The organism is Nevskia ramosa DSM 11499, assembly GCF_000420645.1.
GTDB classification, from domain to species: domain Bacteria; phylum Pseudomonadota; class Gammaproteobacteria; order Nevskiales; family Nevskiaceae; genus Nevskia; species Nevskia ramosa.
Map to the genome: position 1 here is coordinate 856,249 of NZ_ATVI01000005.1, position 20,578 is coordinate 876,826.

The following is a 20,578-nucleotide window of genomic DNA, read 5'->3' on the forward strand; positions in this document are numbered from 1 at the left end:
GTGGGGGTCACGTTAGCGGTCGACATCGGCCATCACGAAGTCAATGGTGGCGAGCAGCATGATCAGATCGGGGATCATGGCTCCCTTGATGATGTAGGGGATCGCCTGCAGGTGCGGGAAGCTCGGCGTGCGGATGCGCGTGCGGTAGCTCATCGTCGAGCCATCGGACGTCAGGTAATAGCTGTTGATGCCCTTGGTCGCTTCGATCAGCTGGCAGGACTCGTTCGCCGGCATCACCGGTCCCCAGCTGACGCCGAGGAAGTGGGTGATCAGGGTTTCGATGTCCTTCAGAGTCCGCTCTTTCGGCGGCGGGCAGGTCAGCGGGTGATCGGCCTTGTACGGGCCGGCCGGCATGTGGCTAAGACACTGGCGGATGATCTTGCAGCTTTCGCGCATCTCGTTGATGCGGACGATCGCGCGATCGAAAGCATCGCCCTTGCTGCCGAGCGGCACTTCGAACTCGAAGTTCTCGTAGCCCGAATACGGCCGCTTCTTGCGCAGGTCGTAATCGACGCCGGTGGCACGCAGGCCGGGGCCGGTGATGCCCCATTCGATGGCTTCTTCGGCGTTGTACTGGGCGACATTGATCGTGCGATTGCGCAGGATCGAGTTGTCGAGCGCGGCGCGCTGGTATTCATCGAGCCGCTTCGGGAACCAGTCGAGGAATTCCTTGACCTTGCGATCCCAGCCCTGTGGCAGATCGTGAGCGACGCCGCCGATCCGGAACCAGGCCGGATGCATGCGGAAGCCGCAGATCGACTCGATCACGTCGTAGGCTTTCTGCCGGTCGGTGAACATGAAGAAGATCGGCGTCATCGCGCCGACGTCCTGGATGAACGTGCCGAGGAACAGCAGGTGCGAGGTGATGCGGAAGAACTCGACCATCATCACGCGGATCGCTTCGACTCGCGCCGGCACCTTGATCCCCGCCAGGCGCTCGACCGCGAGCACGTACGGCAGGTTGTTCATCACGCCGCCGAGGTAGTCGATGCGGTCGGTGTACGGAATGAACGTGTGCCAGGACTGGCGCTCGGCCATCTTCTCGGCACCACGATGGTGGTAGCCGATGTCCGGCACGCAGTCGACGATCTCTTCGCCATCGAGCTGCAGCACGATGCGGAAGGCACCGTGCGCGGACGGATGGTTCGGGCCGAGATTCAGGAACATGTAGTCATGGTCCTTCTCGGACCGCTTCATGCCCCATTCCTCGGGGTTGAACATCAGCGCGTTCTGTTCCTCGTCCTGACGACCGGCGGTCAGCAGGTAGGGATCGAACTCGGTCGCGCGCGCCGGATATTCCTTGCGCAGCGGGTGACCCTTCCAGTAACGCGGCAGCAGGATGCGCTGCAGGTTCGGATGGCCTTCGAACTTGATGCCGAACAGATCCCAGGTTTCGCGCTCGTACCAGTTGGCGTTGGCCCAGATGTTGGTGATCGACTTGACCACCGGGTACTCGCCGATCAGCGCCACCTTGATGCGAACGTCGGAATTCCGGTCGATCGACAGCAGGTGATAGAACAGCGTGAAGTCCGACGGCGGCAGACCCTGGCGGTTGCGGCGCATGCGCTCGTCAACGGCGTGGAAGTCCAGCAGCATCTTGTAAGGGTTGGCGACGTGGTGCTTGAGGAACACCAGCACCGGGTCACGCAGTTCCAGCGGCACCCAGACAGTCGGGCAATCGTCTTTCGAAGCCTGGTAGACGAGGTTGGTTTCGCCGAAGCGATCGAACAGCTCGCGCACCACTGGCGGCAGCACCACCGGCGGACGGATATTGGGGTTCTTCAGAGGGGCGTCGTCGGCCATCTGTATGCGATCTCAGACCGAATCGGGGCTGCGCAGAATCGTCTCCGCATTGCGGGCCGCCTGCTTGCGATCACGCTCGGCCGGCATCGGCTTGCGATAGACGCCCTGATCACCCACCACCCAAGACAGCGGACGCTGCTCTTCGGCGATCGAGTCCTGCAGCAGCAGCAGCGCCTGCAGGAAGGCTTCCGGGCGCGGCGGGCAACCGGGGATGTAGACATCCACCGGCAGGAACTTGTCGACGCCCTGGACCACGGAATAGATGTCGTACATGCCGCCGGAATTGGCGCAGGAACCCATCGAGATCACCCAGCGCGGTTCGAGCATCTGCTCGTACAGGCGCTGCACGACCGGGGCCATCTTCTGGAAGCAGGTGCCGGCGATGACGATCAGATCGGCCTGACGCGGCGAGGCGCGAATGACTTCGGAACCGAAGCGGGCCAGATCGTGGACAGCGGTGAACGCCGTCGCCATTTCCACATAGCAGCAGGAAATGCCGAAGTTGTAAGGCCAGATCGAGTTCTTGCGGCTCCAGTTGACCAGATCGGACAGCTTGGTCAACACGATGTTCTTGCTGACCTCATCCTCGATGTAGCCCTCGCCGGAATTGACGCCGGGCGGGGTCGGGGAGTGAGTCTGGCCGTTCTTGTCGATGCGCTTTAAGGCGTATTCCATGATCAATGGCGAGGGCGCTGGCTGGTCAATTCTTGACTGGCGGAGGAGGTACAACCACATCGGCAGGCGGATTTAGCTGCGGCAGGCTGCGGCGGCCGGCGAGCGTTTTCGGCGCCCAGTCCAGACCACCCAGACGCCAGACATAGACGAGGCCGATCAGCAGCACGGCAATGAAGACGCAGGCCTCGATGTAACCGGCCCAGCCGCTCTCGCGGATCGACACGGCCCAGGCATACAGGAACACGGCTTCGAGATCGAAGATCACGAAGAACATCGCCACCAGGTAGAACTTGGCCGAAAAGCGCAGATGGCCGCCACCGACGCCGACCACACCGGACTCGAACGCCTCGTTCTTCGCCCGGCCGTTGTTGCGGCTGCCGAGCACGGACGAAAGGCCGACCATCAAGGCGACGACGAACAGCACGGCGCCGACATAGAGGCCGAAGGCCCAGGTTTGGGGGGTGTATGAGCTTATGAATTCCACGCCCGCTCGCTCTCTTGCAAGATCGTTGGCACTAGCCCTAATCGCGATGTCGACTAGCGACAAAACTCCGCGGGAGGGGTCTTTTTTCAGATGATCGGTATGATACGCAGAACACCTACCCGATGACACCCTGTCACGGGCTTTACCCGACCTCCTCCCTTGTCAAATCTGATCATCCGCCTGAAAACCCAGGAGGACCGCCGCCTGCGCGCCGGCCACCTGTGGATCTACTCCAATGAAATCGACACGGCCCGCACGCCGATCAAGTCGGTCGCCGCTGGCAGCCTGTGCCGCTTCGAGGATGGTCGCGGCAAGCCGATCGGCGCCGGCTACATCAATCCTCAAGCCCTGCTCTGCGGCCGCCTGCTGACCGGCCAGTACGATGCCGTGTTCGATGCCGAATGGCTGTCGCGCCGGCTGCAGGCCGCCGCCTCGCTGCGCGAGAAGCTCTACAGCCAGCCGTTCTACCGCCTGGTGTTCGGCGAGGCCGATGGTCTGCCGGGCCTGGTCGTCGATCGCTACGGTGACGTGCTGGTCGTGCAGATCGGCACCGCCGGCATGGAGCACCTGAAACCGCGCCTGATCGAAGCGCTGCAGTCGACGTTCTCGCCGCGCGGCATCGTGCTGCGCAACGACAGCGCCGCCCGCGAAGCCGAAAACCTGCCGCTGTACGTCGAAGAAGTCGGCGACGTGCCGGAAACCGTGGTCATCGACGAATCCGGCGTCAAGTTCGAGATCGCCATGCGCGGCGGCCAGAAAACCGGCTGGTTCTTCGATCAGCGCGACAACCGCGATCGCATGGCCCGCTACATCAAGCCGGATTCCGCCGTGCTCGACGTCTTTTCCTACGTCGGAGGCTGGGCGCTGCGCGGCCTCGGCCATGGTGCCGCGTCGGCCACCTGCGTCGATTCCTCGGCCCCGGCGCTGGCGGCCGCCGAACGCAATGCCGCGCTGAACGGCAAGAAGATCGAGACCATCAAGGGCGATGCGCTCGACGTCATGAAGCAGCTGGCTGTCGACGGCCGCCGCTACGATGTCGTGGTCGTCGATCCGCCGGCGCTGATCAAGCGCAAGCGCGATCACGAGGAAGGCCTCGGCCTGTACGGCCGCCTGAACCGCGCCGCGCTGAACCTGCTGACGCCGGGCGGCGTGCTGGTGTCCTGCTCCTGCTCGCACCATCTGGCCGCGGACGAACTGCAGCGCGTGCTGCTGCGCGAATCGCGAGCTGCGGCGAAGCGCCTGCAGATCCTGGAAACCCTGGAGCAGGGGCCGGATCATCCGGTGCACCCGGCGATTCCGGAAACCCGCTATCTGAAGGGCTACGTGGCCAGCTCGATCAACGAGCAGTTCTCCTAGCTAGAATTCGCGCGGCCCCTTCGAGACCTTGACAGGCATGCTGACGCACCCTGATTTCAACCCCATCGCGCTGGCGCTCGGGCCGGTCAAGATCCATTGGTACGGGATCATGTATCTGCTCGGCTTTGCCGGTTTCTACTGGCTGAGCTGCCGGCGCGGTCGTTACGACTGGCTGAAATTCTGGACGCCGGAACGGGTGTCGGACGTGCTGTTCTACGGCGTGCTCGGGGTGATCCTCGGCGGTCGCATCGGCTACACGTTCTTCTACAACGTCGACAAGGCCGGCGAGCTGATCTTCCTCAAGGATCCGCTGGTGATCTTCCGGATCTGGGAGGGCGGCATGTCCTTCCACGGTGGCCTGATCGGCGTGCTGGTGGCGATGCAGGTCTACGCGTTCCAGCACAAGTTGAGCTTCTGGACGGTCACCGACTTCATTGCCGTGACCGTGCCTTTCGGCCTGCTGACCGGCCGTATCGGCAATTTCATCAATGGCGAGCTGTACGGTGCGCCGACTACGCTGCCCTGGGGCATGGTGTTCCCGAAGCTTGGTGACGGCCTGCCGCGCCATCCGAGCATGCTCTACGAAGCGGGCCTCGAAGGCCTGGCGATGCTGCTGATCCTGTGGTGGTTCGGCTCGAAGCCGCGCCCGCGGATGGCGATCAGCGGCCTGTTCCTGATCCTCTACGGCAGCTTCCGTTTCGCCGTCGAATTCGTCCGCGTGCCGGACAGCCAGCTTGGCTATCTGTACGGCAGCAGCTGGTTCACGATGGGCATGCAGCTCTGCGTGCCGATGCTGCTGGCCGGCATCACGTTCATGATCGTGGCCTACCAACGAAACAAGGTTTGAGACGATGCGCCAATACCTCGACCTGATGCAGCTGGTGCTCGACACCGGCACCGAGAAGACCGACCGCACCGGCACCGGCACCCGCTCCGTCTTTGGCCACCAGATGCGCTTCGATCTGGCCAAGGGCTTCCCGATGCTGACGACCAAGAAGCTGCATCTGAAGTCGATCGCCGTGGAACTGCTCTGGTTTCTTCGTGGCGACACCAATACCGCGTTCCTGAAAGAGCATGGCGTATCGATCTGGGACGAATGGGCGGACGAGCAGGGCGAACTCGGCCCGGTCTACGGCCGCCAGTGGCGCAGCTGGCCGACGGCCGACGGCCGTCACGTCGATCAGATCAAGCAGCTGCTCGAGCAGCTGCGCAAGACGCCTGACTCGCGGCGCCTGCTGGTGTCGGCCTGGAACGTCGGCGAGCTGGACAAGATGGCACTGATGCCCTGCCACGCGCTGTTCCAGTTCTATGTCGCCGACGGCAAGTTGAGCTGCCAGCTTTACCAGCGCAGCGCCGATATCTTCCTTGGCGTGCCCTTCAACATCGCCAGCTACGCGCTGCTGACCTTGATGATCGCCCAGGTCGCCGGGCTGAAGCCCGGCGATTTCGTCTGGACCGGCGGCGACTGCCACCTGTATTCGAATCATCTCGAACAGGCCCGCTTGCAGCTCAGTCGCGAGCCGAAGGCGCTGCCGACGATGACGATCAATCCGGCAGTCACCGATCTGTTCGGCTTCAAGCTGGAGGACTTCGTCCTGTCCGGCTACGAGCCGCATCCGCATATCAAGGCTCCCGTCGCGGTCTGAGAGGTCATCCATGCGCTTCGGACGATGGATCGTTGCCTGCGGTCTGCTGCTGATCAGCGCTGCGGTTGCCGCGAAGAATCCGCCGTATCCGATGGGCTCGGTCGACGAGCTGTTCCCGCAGCCACCGAAGCCGGTCGAGCACAGCTACGCGATCGACGACCGGACGATCCACTACTGGCAGATCGGCGACGGCCCGGCGCGCATCCTGTTCCTGCATGGCACGCCGGGCGGCTGGAAAGCCTGGGCGCATTTCATGGCCGATCCGGAACTGCAGAAGCGGGCGACGATGATCTCCGTCGACCGTCCCGGCTTCGGTGCTTCCGATCCCGGCCGGGTCGCGCCGCTGATGGCCGATCAGGCGCGCCTACTGGCGCCGCTGCTCGACGGTCCCGGCGCGCCGACCCTGCTGGTCGGCCATTCGCTGGGCGGGCCGATCGCCGCCGAACTGGCGATGCGCTATCCCCAACAGGTGCGCGGTGCGGTTCTGGTGGCGCCGTCGATCGATCCGAATACCGAGCAGCCGCGCTGGTACAACGTCGCCATGACCCTGTGGCTGGTCAAGCTGATCGCCCCGAAGGACTTCGTCTGGTCGAACCAGGAAATCATGCCGCTGGTGGGCGAGCTGGAAAAGCAGACACCGCGCTGGGCGAGCCTGAAAATGCCGATCACCGTCCTGCAGGGCGCGAAAGACGAGCTGGTCGATCCACGCACGGCAGCCTATGCCGAAAAGGTGTTGCCGAAGCCGAACGGCAAGGTCGTTGTCGTTCCGGATCAAGGACATTTCGTGCTGTGGAATCGGCCGGATCTGGTGATCAAGGAAATCATCGATGTGCTGGACCGCACTGCCCAGCCATGAATACCGAGCTGACTCTGATCGCCGCACTGGCGCAGAACCGAGTGATCGGCCGCGACGGTGATCTGCCTTGGCGGCTGCCGGATGACCTGAAGCGCTTCAAGCGCCTGACCGTTGGCAAGACCGTGCTGATGGGCCGCAAGACCTGGGTGTCGCTCGGCCGTCCGCTGCCGGATCGCGACAACTGGGTGCTGACCCGCGACGCCACGTTCAAGCCGGCCGGCGCCACGGTGTTTGCCAGCCTCGATCAGGTGCTGAATGCCGGGCAGGGGCGGGAGCTGGTGGTGATCGGCGGCGCCGAGCTGTATCGCCAGACCTTGCCGCTGGCGACCCGACTGGAACTGACCGAGGTGCTGGCCGAGGTCGAGGGCGACACCCTGTTTCCGGCGATCGACGCTGCCCAGTGGCAGACCATCGCCAGCGAAGCCCATCCGGCCGATGAGCGCCACGTCCATGCCTTCCGCTTCGTTACCTTGCAGCGCTCGAAAACGATTGAGTCCTGACGCTCGCGGCTGCTATAAAGCCGTCTCAGAACAATTGTTCACATAACCTCGAGAAACCGACATGGCCGACCTCAAAGCCGCCTTCGCCCAAGCCCAGATCGACGTCAAGACGCTGACCAAGCGCCCGAGCAACGAAGATCTGTTGACGCTCTACGCGCTGTTCAAGCAGGGATCATCGGGCGACGCCAGCGGTGATCGGCCAGGCATGCTCGACATGGTCAACCGCGCCAAGTACGACGCCTGGGCCAAGCTCAAGGGCACCAAGACGGATGCGGCGATGACGCAGTACGTTGCCAAGGTGAAGGCGATGCTGGGCTGAAGCTTCTTGTTCGGAAAGCATTTCCCCGGCGCCCTGTCGCGAACCCGCTCTTCTTCGGAGACCCGGCCCGGCCATCCATGGCCGGGCGCGAAACTGACAGGCTTGCCTTGAATGGCAAGCCTGTCAGTTTCGCCCCGCGTAGTCCCGAGCAAACTGCTGCGCAACCCGCCCCGAGCGCGAAGCGCGATTCAGCGCCCAGCGCTGCGCCAGCACTTTCAGCTCGTCGTTCCAGCTCGTCACGCCGAGTCGCGACAGATGCAGGCGCACGGCGTCGATGTACTGAACCTGGCTGAACGGCTGGAAGCTCAGCCACAGGCCGAAGCGCTCGGACAGCGCGACCTTTTCCTCGGTCGATTCGCCGGGGTTCAGCTCATCGTTTTCCCAGCGATATTCGGCGTTGTCGGATTTCAGCTGCGGTGTCAGATGCCGGCGATTGCTGGTCGCGTAGATCAGCACGTTTTCGGCCGGTTCTTCGATGCCGCCATCGAGCGCGGCCTTCAGCGCAGTCAGCGCCGAATCATTGGAGGCGATCGAGAAATCGTCGACGTACAGGACGAAGCGCTCCGGACGTCCCCGCAGCGGGGCAACGACATCCGGCAGATCGACCAGATCCTGCGGATGAACCTCGACCAGCCGCAGGCCGCGCGGCGCGAACTCGGTCAGCAGCGCTTTCACCAGCGAGGATTTGCCGGTGCCGCGCGAGCCGGTCAGCAGGATGTGGTTGGCAGGCTTGCCGGCAACGAACTGCTCGGTGTTCTGCACCGCCGCCGCTTTCTGGCGATCGACGCCGAGTAGATGGTCGAGCTGCACCGTCGCCGGGAAGGCGATCGGCTGCAGCGCGCCATTGCGCCAGCGCCAGGCAAGCGTTTCCGCGTTCATCTCGGGCGCCCGCTCAGAACAGCTGAGTCTTGCTGACGTCGAGCACCTTCGGCGGTTCACGTGACGCGATCCAGTCGCCGGTGATCATCTCCGCGTAGCTCATGCCGGGGCCGACCATCGGATAGACGCCGGCATCGCGATCGATGACCACTTCGAGGAAGGCCGGACCAGGGAAGGCGACGAACTCGCCGACCACGCGATCGATGTCCGCCGGGTTCGACAGCTGCACGGCGTACTCGAAGCCATCGGCCTGCGCGGCTTTCACGAAATCCTTCTTGTGCAGTGTCTTGTCGCTGCCCGAGAAGCGGCTTTCGTGAAAGAGCTTCTGCCATTGGCGAACCATGCCGTCGCCGGAATTGTTCAGCACCACCACCTTGATCGGCAGGCCGTAGTTGGTGATCGTTTCCATCTCGCCGATGTTCATCCGCACCGAAGCGTCGCCGTCGATGTCGACGACGATCTTCTTCGGATTGGCGAACTGTGCGCCGATCGCCGCCGGCAGGCCGAAGCCCATCGTGCCCATCGAACCGGAGGTGAGCCACAGGCGCGGCTGACGGAAATCGAAGTACTGCGCGGCCCACATCTGATGCTGGCCGACGCCGGTGGCGATGATCGCGTCACCTTTGGTGATGCGGTTGATCGCTTCGATGATCGCGTACGGCTGGATGGTCGCCGAGGCGCGGTCGTAGTTCATCGCGTGGACACGCTTCAGCTCGGCCACGTGGCCATGCCATTCGCGGTAGTCCGGCTTGAAGTTCTGCGCCCGGCCATGCGCCAGCACCTGGGTCAGCGCCACCTTCAGATTGCCGACGTGCGACCAGGTCACCCGCTTGACCTTGTTGATCTCGGAGGCGTCGACATCGAAGTGCAGGATCGCCTTGGCGTTGCGGGCGAACTTCGACGGCACACCGGCCACGCGATCGTCGAAGCGGGCGCCGATCGCGATCAGCAGATCGCAGTCGTCGATCGCGTAGTTCGCGTAGGCGGTGCCATGCATGCCGAGCATGTGCATCGACAGCGGATCGGTGGTGTCGTAGGCGCCGAGACCCATCAAGGTCATCACCGTCGGGATGCGGTACTCGTTGGCGAAGGCGCGCAGCTGCTCGGCCGCTTCGGCGTGGATGACGCCGCCGCCGGCATAGATCATCGGCCGCTTGGCCGCCTTGAACAGCTCGTGGAAGCGGGCGAGGGAAGCGTCGTCGATGCGCGCTTCATCGGTCACGCGCAGGCGGGCGCGATAGCCCGGCACCGGCAGGCGGCCAAGCACGTCGCGACGGCCGGTGAACACGCCCTTCCAGTTCTGCACGTCTTTCGGCACGTCGACGACCACCGGGCCGGGACGACCGGTGCGGGCGATCTCGAACGCGGTGCGCACGGTGGCTTCGAGCTTGCTCGGATCGGTGACCAGGAACACGTGCTTGGCGCAGGCGGCCATGATGTTGCTGATCGGCGCTTCCTGGAACGCGTCGGTGCCCATCGCCGAAGTCGGCACCTGGCCGCAGATGACCACGATCGGTGTGGAGTCGGCCATCGAATCGCGCACCGGAGTCACGGTGTTGGTGGCACCCGGGCCGGACGTCACCAGCGCCACGCCGACCCGGCCCGAGGACCGTGCATAGCCGGCAGCCATGAAGCCGGCGCCCTGCTCGTTGGCCGGCACGATCAGCGGCATCGGGTCTTCGCCCTTGGCGCTCGGATTGGCGGCATTGAAACGGAAGATCGCATCGTAGGTTGGCAGAATCGCGCCACCCGAATAGCCGAAGACGACATCGACACCCTCATCGGCCAGGACCTGGACGATGATGTCGGCGCCGCTCATCGTCTGGCCGGCGAGGGGGTGCGTGTCGTGCTGCAGCGGTGCGTTCATCGGATCGAATGCTCGTTGGGTCGCGGGTAGTGCGCGGGAGAAGTTGCGCGTTAACGGTGCGTTTGACGCTCTGCAGCGCCAAAAGGGGCGCTTTTATAGCATGTCCGCACTGTTTCCGGCCCGTTCCCGTCTTGCGCAAGACGCAATGTGCGGCTACCGTGCGCGCCCTATGCGTCAAGATCAAAGACATATCGTTTCCATCCTGCTTCAGAACGAAGCAGGCGCGCTGGCGCGTGTCGCCGGCATGTTCTCGGCCCGCGGCTACAACATCGAGTCGCTATCGGTCGCGCCGACTCACGATCCCAGCCTGTCCCGGCTGACGCTCGTGACCTACGGCAGCGAATCGGTCGTCGAACAGATCATCAAGCAGTCGCGCAAGCTGATCGAAATCGTCGAGATCATCGATCTCGCCGGCCGCGATCACATCGAAGCCGAACTGTTGATGCTCAAGGTCCGGGTCGATGCGCTCAACCTGCAGCCGGTCGTCGACTGCGTGGTCCGCCACCACGGCCAGATTCTCGACGAGACCGAAGCCACCCGCACCGTGCAGCTGACCGGCACCGGCGCCGAGGTCAACGACTTTGTCGCCGAAATCTCCGGCCTGGCCCGCGTGCTCGAACTGGCGCGCAGCGGCACCGCGGCCCTGGCACGCGGTACCACCGTGCTCGCTGCGCCGGTCTGAAACGTCGGCCTCGAGAAACGAGCTGTAAATAACGATCCGATCCACCGAAGACGCATCCGCGCTTCATCCGTCCCACGAGAGGGAACCGCTGTGAGCATTTCAGTTTTCTACGATAAAGACGCCGACCTTTCGATCATCCAGTCGCGCAAGGTCACGATCCTTGGCTATGGCTCGCAGGGCCACGCCCACGCGCTGAACCTCAAGGACTCCGGTGTCGACGTTACCGTCGGCCTGCGCAAGAGCTCGAAGAGCTGGGTCAAGGCCGCCAACGCCGGCCTCAAGGTGCTCGAAGTCGCCGACGCGGTGAAGACCGCCGACGTGGTCATGATCCTCGCCCCGGACCAGGACCAGCGCCTGATCTATGAGCAGAGCGTGGTCAACAATCTGAAGGAAGGCGGCGTGCTGGCCTTCGCCCACGGCTTCAACATCCATTTCGGCCTGATCCAGCCGCGCGCCGATCTCGACGTGATCATGGTCGCGCCGAAGGGCCCCGGCCACACCGTGCGCTCGACCTACACCCAGGGCGGCGGCGTGCCGAGCCTGATCGCGATCCACCAGGACGCCTCCGGTTCCGCCAAGCAGATCGCCCTGAGCTACGCCTCGGCGAATGGCGGCGGCCGCGCCGGCATCATCGAAACCAACTTCCGCGAAGAGACCGAAACCGATCTTTTCGGCGAACAGGCCGTGCTCTGCGGCGGCGCCTCGGCGCTGGTGCAGGCGGGTTTCGAAGTGCTGGTCGAAGCCGGCTACGCGCCGGAAATGGCTTACTTCGAGTGCCTGCACGAACTCAAGCTGATCGTCGACCTGATGTACGAAGGCGGCATCTCGACGATGCGCTACTCGATCTCGAACACCGCCGAATACGGCGACTACGTGACCGGCCCGCGCATCATCACCGAAGAAACCAAGAAGGAAATGAAGCGCGTCCTCGCCGACATCCAGACCGGCAAGTTCGCTCGTGACTTCGTCCTCGAGAACCAGGCTGGCCAGCCGATGATGCAGGCGCGTCGTCGCATTGCCGCCGAGCACCAGATCGAAACCGTCGGCGCCGGTCTGCGCGCGATGATGCCGTGGATCTCGAAGAACAAGCTGGTCGACAAGACGAAAAATTAAAGACGCGAGTCACCCGGCGAGGGACCCACGCGTGCTGTCGGCATGGGATCGACGGCAAGACGAGTCGGCTTGTTGACCTTCTGCCGTGTGATTCAAGACTGAAGTCTGTTTGTGAACGATCAGGGCGCTTCGGCGCCCTGATTCGTTTCCGTCGGCGGAAGACATAAGGCGGGTTATCCTTCGGCCGACGTTCTGCCATGACACGGTTTCCGGGAGTTCTGTGAGTCGCCCCTCGTTGCTCCTCGAACTGCAGCGCCGCAACGTCCATCGCGCGGCGCTGTTCTATGCCGGCGCCGCCTGGCTGCTGGTGCAGATCGCCACGCAGGTGTTTCCTTTCTTCGATATCCCGAACGAGACCGTTCGGATCGTCGTCATCGCCGTGGTGATCGGCTTTCCGTTCGCGATGCTGTTCTCGTGGTTCTACGAATGGACGCCGCAGGGCATCAAGCTGGAAAGCGAGATCGATCGCAGCGAATCGGTGACCCGGCAGACCGGCAAGACGATGGATCGCTGGATCATCGCGGTGCTGGCGCTGGCCGTGGTGTTGCTGCTGACGGATCGCCTGGCGCTGCGCAAGCCCGCCGCCGCATCTGCCGACAAATCGATTGCCGTGCTGCCGTTCGAGAACCTGTCGGCGGATGCCGAAAACGCCTACTTCGCCACCGGCATCCAGGACGAGATCCTGACCCGGCTGGCCAAGGTCGGCGCGCTGCACGTGACCTCGCGGACCTCGACCGCCGAATACAGCGGCCATCCGGGCAATCTCAAGGAGATCGCTGCCCGGCTCGGCGTCGCCCACATCCTCGAAGGCAGTGTCCAGAAGGTCGGCAACAAGGTCCGGATCAATGTGCAGTTGATCCGCGCGGCCGACGACACCCATCTGTGGGGCGAGATCTACGATCGCGGCACCGATGACATTCTCGGCGTGCAGGGCGAGGTGGCCACGGCCATCGCGCAGACGCTGGACGCGCGGCTCAGCGGTGAAGAGCGGCAGCAGCTGGCGCGCAAGCCGACGCTCAATCCTGCTGCCTATGACGCCTATCTGCGCGGCCTCGAAGGCCACAAGGCGGCGTTCTCGCCGGTGCTGCTGCGCGCGGCCTCGGAGAATTTCGCCGAAGCGGTGCGCCTGGATCCCGGCTTCGCACAGGCCTGGGCCTACAAGTCGATCGTCGATGGCCTGATCCACTTCAACAGGCTGGATCTCGACAGCGGGCGGCTCGAAGCGTCGCGCAGTGAGGCTGCCAAGGCGATGGAGCTGGCACCGGAGGCCGCCGAAAGCTGGCTGGCGCGCGGCTATCTGCTCTATCGCACGCTCGATTTCGACGGCGCGCGCACAGCGTTTGCTGAAGCGGGCCAGCGCCTGCCGAACAGCGCCGAAGTGTTCGGCGCGCGCGGGCTCGTGGAGCGTCGCGCCGGCCACTACGAGCGGTCGATCGAATTGCTGCAGCAGGCAATCGCGCTCGATCCCGGCAACATCTCCTTCGTGTCGATGCTCGTCCAATCGTTGTCCATTCTCGGCCGCACGGCGGCCTCCCGAATCTGGCTCGACCGTGGACTCGCGCTGAATCCGGGCAATGCTGTCCTGATCTCCCAGAAGGCCGGTAGCTATCTGGACGAGGGCGACATCGAGTCGGCAGGTCGCCTGCTCGATTCGCAGCCGCTCGACATCGAAAGCGGTTGGATGATGAGCGTCAAGCTGTCGCTGGCGACCGTTCGCCGTGATTTCTCCACCGTCATCGCGGGCTACCGGGCGGCGCTGGCGGCACCGGATTTCGAACTGGACGGCGGCACCCTGGATTACTACCCCTTGCTCGGCTGGTCCCAGCGCTGGCAGGGGGATGAGAAGGCGGCGACGGCCACCTTCAAGGAAGGCCTTGCCCGGATTGCCGACCTGCGCGAGCGCCTGGGTGGCGACAGTATTCTGCAGGCCAGTCTGGCGATGATCGAAGCCGGCCTCGGTGATTCCGAAGCGGCGCGACGCGACGCCCGGCTGGCGGTCGAGTCTGCTGGCAACGACCAGATCGCGAGCTTCGCGACGCGCGACGCGCAGACGAGCATCCTGGCACTGGCGGGCTTGCGTGACGAAGCACTCGACGCTCTGGGCGCGCTGGCCGACGATCCCACGGCGCAGAATCTGGCCGACCTGCGGCTGTCGCCGATCTGGGATGGCTATCGCGATGATCCACGCTTCAAGCAGGCGCTCGCGAAGGCCGAGGCAAAGATCGCCCGGCAGAATCAGGCCACCGTTGCGCCCTGACGCGACCGCGACAGCGGCTTACGCCACGCTGCGTAGATCGTTGAGCTGCACTCGCACGTAATCCATGTGCCGGCCGGCAGCACGGCCGGCTGCTGCGGAGTCGCGGGACAGGATCGCGTCGATCAGCGCCTGATGCTGCGCACGCAGTTGCCGTGACGGTTCCGTGTCCGGCTGCATGCCGGCAATGCTGAGCTGGACGTGGTCGTGCAGCAGGTTCAGCAGCGAGCCCATCAGGTAGGAGAACACCGGGTTGTGGGCGGCATCGGCGATCGCCCGGTGATAGGCCACGTCGGCCTCGATCTGCACGCGCCGGTCACTGGCACCGTAAGCGGCATCGACATCGCGCGCCACCTGCTGCAAGCGCCGGCGATCCGCGGCGGTGTGTCGCGTCGCCGCCAGTTCGGCGGTGCGGCATTCCATCATCGTGCGGAACTCGATCAGGCTTTCCTGCAGCCGCGGATGGCGATCGACCATGTCGGACCAGATCTCGGCGGTGCGCCGATCGGTGTCGTCGTTGATGAAAGTGCCGGCGCCTTGCCGGCGGCTCAGCAGACCGCGCGCCACCAGCTTGCCAATCGCTTCCCGCACCGTGCCGCGCGATACCCGATAGCGCTCGGCCAGTGCCCGTTCGGGCGGCAGCCGGTCTTCGAATTCGCGCGCCACGATCGCCCGCTCGATCGCTTCCGCGACGGCGTCGCCACGCTGCAACAAGGGTTCGCTCATGACAGTGATTTCCGAATTGGTCCGACCAATATCACAGCCGGCCTACCGATGACCAGACTCGGCTCCACGACAACATGAATGCGCTGGGCGAAAGCCGAAAAGCGCTCCAGGAGGAGGCCATGTCCCCAATACCCGCATCCCCACGAGAATCCGTAGCCCGCGACGGCAAACGGAACGTCTATTTCTTCGCCACCTGCGTCATCGACATGTTCGCGCCGGAAGCCGGTTTCGATGCCATCGACGTGCTCGAACGCAGTGGCGTCGACGTGCACTTTCCGGTCCGGCAGACCTGCTGCGGCCAGCCGGCCTACACCACCGGCTTCCCCGAGGAAGCGGCCAAGGTCGCCGCCGCGCAGCTCGATCTGTTTCCGGAGCCCTGGCCGATCGTCGTGCCCTCCGGTTCCTGCGGCGGCATGCTCAAGCATCACTGGCCGAAGTTGTTCGCGAATGATCCCGTGAAGCTGTCGAAAGCCGAAGCGATCTCGGCGCGGACTATCGAATTCACCGATTACCTGCTGAACGTCGCCGATCTGAAACTGGACAGCGCCAGCCGCCGGCCGCTGCGGGTGGCCTTGCACACGGCCTGCAGCGCGCGCCGCGAGATGGGTACGTTGGAATGCGGCCGCGAACTGCTGAGCCGCCTGCCCGGCGTGGAACTGGTGGAGCACGCCCATGAATCCGAGTGCTGCGGCTTCGGCGGCACCTTCTCGGTCAAGCATCCGGAAATCTCCGCCGCGATGACTTCCGACAAGCTCGACGCCATCCGCGCCACCGATTGCGACGCGATGGTCAGCGCCGACTGCGGCTGCCTGCTGAGCCTCAACCTGATGCTCAAGAAGCGCCGTGATCTGATGCGCGGCCAGCACATCGCCAGCCTGATCCGCGAACGCCTCGATGGCGGGGAAGCTCGGTGAGCGCGTCCGCCGAGTCGCTGCGCGCGCGCAGCGCGATCTTCGAACGCCTGCGCGCCGCCACGCGCGATCCGCAGAGCGCGCCGCTGGATGTCTCTGCTGCGCTGTTGCCACTGCTTGCCGACCCGTCGGGAGAAACGCGCACCCAGCGCTTCATCCGTCACGCGCGAAGCTGGCGTGCCGAAGTCATCGAAACCACTCAGGCCGGATGGCCGGAAGCTCTGCAGGCGCTGCTGCTTGCGCGTGCGCCGCGCCAGTTGTTTGCCGGTCCGGGCAGCGAGATCGCCGACACGCTTCAAGCCTGCGTGCCGCCCCAGCAACTGCGCTGGTTCGATCGCGAGATTTCGGCACTCAAGCCTGAACTGTTCACAGCGGACGCCGGCATCACCACCACGCTTGGTGGCATTGCTGCCAGCGGCAGTCTGCTGGTGATGCCGAGCATTGCGGAGCCGCGCACGCTGTCGCTGGTGCCGCCACTGCACATCGCGCTGCTGCGGACGAGCCAGCTGCAGGATTCGCTGCTATCGGCGATGCGGCACTACGGCTGGGCGAGTGCGATGCCGAGCAATCTGCTGACCATCACCGGCCCGTCGAAGACCGCCGACATCCAGCGCATGCTGGTCTACGGCGCTCATGGGCCGCGCGAACTGGTGATCCTGCTGGTGCAGGACGGAGTCCGCTCATGAGTGGCGCAACGGCCATCAAGCTGGCCGATTTCCAGGCCAATGCGCGCGCCGCGCTGAAGGACCCGAAGCTGCGCGACAGCTTCACTGGCGCCATGGATTTCCTGATCGATCGCCGAGCCCAGCAGTTCCCGGATCTCGAAGCCTTCGAACGCCTGCGCAAGGTCGGAGAAGCGGTGCGTCAGCAGGCGCTGTCGAAGCTGCCGGAGCTGCTGGAACAGCTTGAAAACAAGCTCACTTCGCTCGGCGTGCAGGTGCACTGGGCCGAAACGGCGGCCGATGCCAATCGCATCTTCCTCGACCTCGCGCGGCGCCATGACGCCAGCCTGATGGTCAAGGGCAAGTCGATGGTCAGCGAAGAGATCGAGCTGAACCACGAGATGGCCGCGCAGGGCATCGAGTGTGTCGAGACCGACATGGGCGAGTACATCCTGCAACTCGATGGCGATCGCCCCAGCCACATCATCATGCCGGCCATCCACAAGACCAAGCAGGATGTCGCCGAGATCTTCCACGAGCACATCAAGGGTGCGCCGCTCACCGACGACGTCAACGAACTGATCGCCATCGGCCGCCGCGCGCTGCGCGACAAGTTCTCGGCGGCGCGCATCGGTGTTTCCGGCGTCAACTTCATGGTCGCCGAGACCGGCTCGCTGGTGCTGGTCGAGAACGAGGGCAATGGTCGGCTCTGCACCTCGGTGCCGGACGTACACATTGCCATCACCGGCATCGAGAAGGTCATCGAGAAGCTGGAGCACGTCGCGCCGCTGTTCGCGCTGCTGACCCGCTCCGCCACCGGCCAGGCGATCACCACCTATCTCAATGTGATCACTGGGCCGCGTCGCGATGGTGAAAAGGACGGGCCGCGCGAGATGCACCTGATCCTGCTCGACAACGGCCGCACCCAGGCTTATCGCGAGGAGCGCTTCCGGGCGACCTTGCAGTGCATTCGTTGCGGCGCCTGCATGAATCATTGCCCGGTCTACACGCGGGTCGGCGGGCTCAGCTACGGCACGACTTATCCGGGGCCGATCGGCGCCATCATTTCGCCGCACCTGCAGAACCTGAAAGAGACCCGGCATCTGCCGACTGCCTCCAGCCTTTGCGGTGCCTGCGGCGAGGTCTGCCCGGTGGGCATCCCGATCCCGGACATGCTGATGCGCCTGCGCGAAGCCGGCCGCCACAGCGCTGCGCAGTCCGCCACGCCACCGCAGCAGGCGCTGCGCGGGCAGGGCGAAGTGCGACAACTGGCCGAAGCGCTGGCCTGGAAAGCCTGGCGCCTGCTCTACAGCCATCCCGCGCTCTATCGGCTGCTGGTCTGGTTCGCCGCCCGCCTGAACTGGCTGACGCCGCCCTGGCAAGGCGGATGGACGCAGGCGAGGGCGCCATTGAAGCCGGCCTCGAAATCCTTGCGTGATCTGCTGGCGGAGCGAAGACGGCAACGGAAGTAGCGCTGCCGCTGCCGGTCTCCCCTCTCCCGGGGGGAGAGGGCTTTCAAGCATCAGAAGTCTTGAAGAAGGGGAGTTCAATGAACACATCGCAAAGCCACATCAACACGGTGATGAACATCGTCGGCCGGCACGCCGCCGTTCCAGCACTCGCCGATGACAATCCGATCCACCGATCCTGGCTCCGCTGCTACAACGACTACGGCCTGAATCCTTCGAGCCGTCATCGCATGCAGGTGGAGTCCTCCGGCAAGCTGCGCGAGCGTCGAGAGCAGCACGCGCGCTATCTGCGCACGGCGCGGGCCGGCATGGAGCAGCTCTATGCCCAGGTCGCCGATCTCGACTACGTGCTGATGCTGGCCGATGCCGACGGCATCGCGCTCGATTTCCTCGGTGCCCAGGCTACCGATTCGCCGTTCCGCGCCGGCCTCGTCGCCGGTGCCAACTGGCACGAGCAAACCGCCGGCACCAACGGCATCGGCACCTGTCTCGCCGAGCGCCGCACCTTGACCTGCCACAGCAGCGATCACTACTACGCCGGCAATCTCGATCTCAGCTGTGCGGCCACGCCGCTCTACGATCCGGAAGGCGAGCTGATGGGCGTGCTCGACCTGTCGACGGTCACCACCACGCAGTCGCGCGGCAATCAGCAGCTGATCAGCCGCCTCACCGCGCTCTATGGCCGGATGATCGAGGACGCCAACTTCATCCGCCATTTCGGCAATCGCTGGATCCTCAAGATGAGCCGCAATCCGGCGCTGGTCGACGTCAACGCCGAAGCCATGCTCGCCTTCGATGCCGATGGCGTGATCGTCGGCGCCAACAGCGGCGCCCGCAGCCAGTTGCAGCTGACGGTTGAAGGCGTGGTGCGCGGCAGCCTTATCGGCCACAGCCTCGCCGCGGTGTTCCGCAACCGCGCTGGCGACATCTGGCGGCTGGCGCGCGGCACCGAGGCCGACGACTGCGGCCTGCTCGAAACCTGGACCGACCAGGCCTACTACGGAACGGTGCGCGGGCCGCGACGCGGCACCGCGTCCACCTCCAGCAGCAACGCTCCGGCCGTGCCCGGCAACGTCGCCGAACTGGAAGCGCTGGCCGACAACGATCCGCAGATGAACCAGCTGATCAGCCAGGCCAAGCGTCTCGCCAGCCGGCCGTTCAACGTCCTTATCCAGGGCGAAACCGGCACCGGCAAGGAAGTGCTCGCCAAGGCCCTGCATCAGGCCAGCCCGCGCGCTGCCAGGGCTTTCGTCGCGATCAACTGCGCAGCGCTGCCGGAATCGCTGATCGAGAGCGAACTGTTCGGCTACCAGCCCGGCACCTTCACCGGCGCGCGCAGCCGCGGCATGGTCGGCCTGATCCAGCGCGCCGATGGCGGCACCCTGTTCCTCGACGAAATCGGCGACATGCCGCTGGCGCTGCAGACGCGCCTGCTGCGCGTGCTGTCGGAAGGCGAGGTGCTGCCGCTGGGCGCCGACAAGCCGATCCCGCTCAGCCTCACCGTGATCGCCGCCTCGCACCGCAAACTGCGCGAACAGATCGCCGCCGGCCAGTTCCGCGAAGACCTCTACTACCGCCTCTCAGGTGCCACGCTGCACTTGCCACCGCTGCGCGAACGCCAGGACCGCGCCTACCTGATCCGCCGCATCCTGCGTGACGAGGCCGGCGCACTCGGCACCTCCGATTGGATCGCCCCGCAAGCGCTGGAACTGCTGCTGCACTACCGCTGGCCCGGCAACATCCGCGAACTGCGCAACGTGCTGCGCTATGCGCTGTCGATGGCCGAGACACGCGGCATCGAGATCGGCGATCTTCCCGCCGAAGTCCGTGACGAGGCCGTCAGCGCCGCGTTGACCGTCGATGCATCGCCCGCAGCCGCGACAGCGACGGCGGTTCCCGATGGAGACGAATGTGAAGCCAACGGCGGCGAGGACCAGCATCTACTCAGCACCTTGCGCAGCCATCACTGGGTGATCAGCGAAGTCGCACGCGATCTGAACCTGTGCCGGGCGACGATCTATCGGCGGATGAAGCGCTATGGGATTGTGGTGCCTACGCAGTTTTGTTGAACGATCTGGTCGCTGCTGGTGTTGAGGATGGCATCGAGGTTTTAGAGCGTGACCGGCCGCCGACCTCCTGTCCGATCTCGGTTTGAACTACCGAGGATTCCTCGGCAGATGCCTCGCGACGGAATTCCTCGTCCTCGTAAAGGTTCTTAAGGTGTAGGTCGACGTTGCCGGCGCTGACCTCGAAGAAGAGGGAATCGGGCGGGAAAGCGGCCGGCTTCATGGCCGTGCATCCCGCCGCGCAGTAGTTCGCGGAAGGCGGGATGCGTTTACGCTTTCTCTCCTTCCTGGAGCTGAACAAAAGGATCGA

The 20,578-nt window shown here is 64.6% G+C and carries 20 protein-coding genes; 13 read left to right on the forward strand and 7 right to left on the reverse strand.

Features of this window, described 5'->3' with window-relative positions; all coding sequences use genetic code 11:
• Positions 1–12: 12 nt before the first annotated feature.
• Genes nuoC through ndhC form a run of 3 tightly spaced genes read right to left on the reverse strand, consistent with a single transcriptional unit; the run spans position 13 to position 2,953 of the window.
• Positions 13–1,803, reverse strand: coding sequence for an NADH-quinone oxidoreductase subunit C/D (gene nuoC, locus G513_RS0104580; RefSeq protein ID WP_022975645.1), 1,791 nt, complete (start codon positions 1,801–1,803; stop codon positions 13–15).
• Between the two features lie 12 nt (positions 1,804–1,815).
• Entirely contained in the window at positions 1,816–2,478 is a 663-nt protein-coding gene (locus tag G513_RS0104585; protein WP_022975646.1) for a NuoB/complex I 20 kDa subunit family protein, read from the reverse strand.
• 25 nt (positions 2,479–2,503) lie between these two features.
• Complete coding sequence (gene ndhC, locus G513_RS21375) at positions 2,504–2,953, reverse strand: NADH-quinone oxidoreductase subunit A (RefSeq protein ID WP_366511649.1); 450 nt, start codon at positions 2,951–2,953, stop codon at positions 2,504–2,506.
• 168 nt (positions 2,954–3,121) lie between these two features.
• Here ndhC and G513_RS0104595 point away from each other — a divergent pair, with 168 nt between their 5' ends.
• From G513_RS0104595 to G513_RS0104620, 6 genes are all read left to right on the forward strand, one after another.
• Positions 3,122–4,318 (forward strand): class I SAM-dependent rRNA methyltransferase, encoded by a 1,197-nt coding sequence (locus G513_RS0104595; RefSeq protein WP_022975648.1) that lies wholly within the window; start codon positions 3,122–3,124, stop codon positions 4,316–4,318.
• Positions 4,319–4,355: 37 nt separating this feature from the next.
• On the forward strand, positions 4,356–5,165 hold the full coding sequence (gene lgt / locus G513_RS0104600) for a prolipoprotein diacylglyceryl transferase (RefSeq protein ID WP_022975649.1): 810 nt from the start codon (positions 4,356–4,358) through the stop codon (positions 5,163–5,165).
• Positions 5,166–5,169: 4 nt separating this feature from the next.
• A complete protein-coding gene (locus tag G513_RS0104605) occupies positions 5,170–5,964 on the forward strand; it encodes a thymidylate synthase (protein WP_022975650.1) in 795 nt (264 codons plus the stop codon).
• 10 nt (positions 5,965–5,974) lie between these two features.
• Positions 5,975–6,820, forward strand: coding sequence for an alpha/beta fold hydrolase (locus G513_RS21380; protein ID WP_022975651.1), 846 nt, complete (start codon positions 5,975–5,977; stop codon positions 6,818–6,820).
• Positions 6,817–7,320: a dihydrofolate reductase gene (locus G513_RS0104615; protein ID WP_022975652.1), complete on the forward strand. Its 504-nt coding sequence runs from the start codon at positions 6,817–6,819 to the stop codon at positions 7,318–7,320. Before G513_RS21380 ends, G513_RS0104615 begins: the two co-directional genes overlap by 4 nt.
• A gap of 61 nt (positions 7,321–7,381) precedes the next feature.
• A complete protein-coding gene (locus G513_RS0104620; protein WP_022975653.1) occupies positions 7,382–7,639 on the forward strand; it encodes an acyl-CoA-binding protein in 258 nt (85 codons plus the stop codon).
• Between the two features lie 123 nt (positions 7,640–7,762).
• Here the strand turns inward: G513_RS0104620 and G513_RS0104625 are convergent, their stop codons facing one another.
• Complete coding sequence (locus G513_RS0104625) at positions 7,763–8,518, reverse strand: ATP-binding protein (protein ID WP_022975654.1); 756 nt, start codon at positions 8,516–8,518, stop codon at positions 7,763–7,765.
• 13 nt (positions 8,519–8,531) lie between these two features.
• Positions 8,532–10,385: a biosynthetic-type acetolactate synthase large subunit gene (ilvB, locus tag G513_RS0104630; protein WP_022975655.1), complete on the reverse strand. Its 1,854-nt coding sequence runs from the start codon at positions 10,383–10,385 to the stop codon at positions 8,532–8,534.
• Positions 10,386–10,554: 169 nt separating this feature from the next.
• Between ilvB and ilvN the strand changes: the two genes are divergently transcribed.
• The 3 genes from ilvN to G513_RS24665 all read left to right on the forward strand — a co-directional run bounded on the left by ilvN (position 10,555) and on the right by G513_RS24665 (position 14,437).
• Entirely contained in the window at positions 10,555–11,067 is a 513-nt protein-coding gene (gene ilvN / locus G513_RS0104635) for an acetolactate synthase small subunit (protein ID WP_022975656.1), read from the forward strand.
• Positions 11,068–11,163: 96 nt separating this feature from the next.
• Positions 11,164–12,180: a ketol-acid reductoisomerase gene (gene ilvC / locus G513_RS0104640; protein WP_028475137.1), complete on the forward strand. Its 1,017-nt coding sequence runs from the start codon at positions 11,164–11,166 to the stop codon at positions 12,178–12,180.
• Positions 12,181–12,415: 235 nt separating this feature from the next.
• Positions 12,416–14,437, forward strand: coding sequence for a hypothetical protein (locus tag G513_RS24665; RefSeq protein ID WP_022975658.1), 2,022 nt, complete (start codon positions 12,416–12,418; stop codon positions 14,435–14,437).
• Between the two features lie 18 nt (positions 14,438–14,455).
• Here the strand turns inward: G513_RS24665 and G513_RS0104650 are convergent, their stop codons facing one another.
• Complete coding sequence (locus G513_RS0104650) at positions 14,456–15,160, reverse strand: FadR/GntR family transcriptional regulator (RefSeq protein WP_022975659.1); 705 nt, start codon at positions 15,158–15,160, stop codon at positions 14,456–14,458.
• 119 nt (positions 15,161–15,279) lie between these two features.
• Between G513_RS0104650 and G513_RS0104655 the strand changes: the two genes are divergently transcribed.
• From G513_RS0104655 to G513_RS0104670, 4 genes are all read left to right on the forward strand, one after another.
• Complete coding sequence (locus G513_RS0104655; protein ID WP_033417135.1) at positions 15,280–16,074, forward strand: (Fe-S)-binding protein; 795 nt, start codon at positions 15,280–15,282, stop codon at positions 16,072–16,074.
• A complete protein-coding gene (locus tag G513_RS0104660; RefSeq protein ID WP_022975661.1) occupies positions 16,071–16,757 on the forward strand; it encodes a LutC/YkgG family protein in 687 nt (228 codons plus the stop codon). Before G513_RS0104655 ends, G513_RS0104660 begins: the two co-directional genes overlap by 4 nt.
• The gene (locus G513_RS0104665) at positions 16,754–18,205 is read left to right on the forward strand and encodes a LutB/LldF family L-lactate oxidation iron-sulfur protein (protein WP_022975662.1); all 1,452 of its coding nucleotides are present in this window, start codon (positions 16,754–16,756) and stop codon (positions 18,203–18,205) included. Before G513_RS0104660 ends, G513_RS0104665 begins: the two co-directional genes overlap by 4 nt.
• A gap of 77 nt (positions 18,206–18,282) precedes the next feature.
• Entirely contained in the window at positions 18,283–20,271 is a 1,989-nt protein-coding gene (locus G513_RS0104670) for a sigma-54-dependent Fis family transcriptional regulator (protein ID WP_022975663.1), read from the forward strand.
• On the opposite strand, the gene G513_RS26060 is transcribed toward G513_RS0104670, so the two are convergent.
• A complete protein-coding gene (locus G513_RS26060; protein ID WP_022975664.1) occupies positions 20,255–20,491 on the reverse strand; it encodes a hypothetical protein in 237 nt (78 codons plus the stop codon). The genes G513_RS0104670 and G513_RS26060 overlap by 17 nt on opposite strands.
• Positions 20,492–20,578 lie beyond the last annotated feature (87 nt).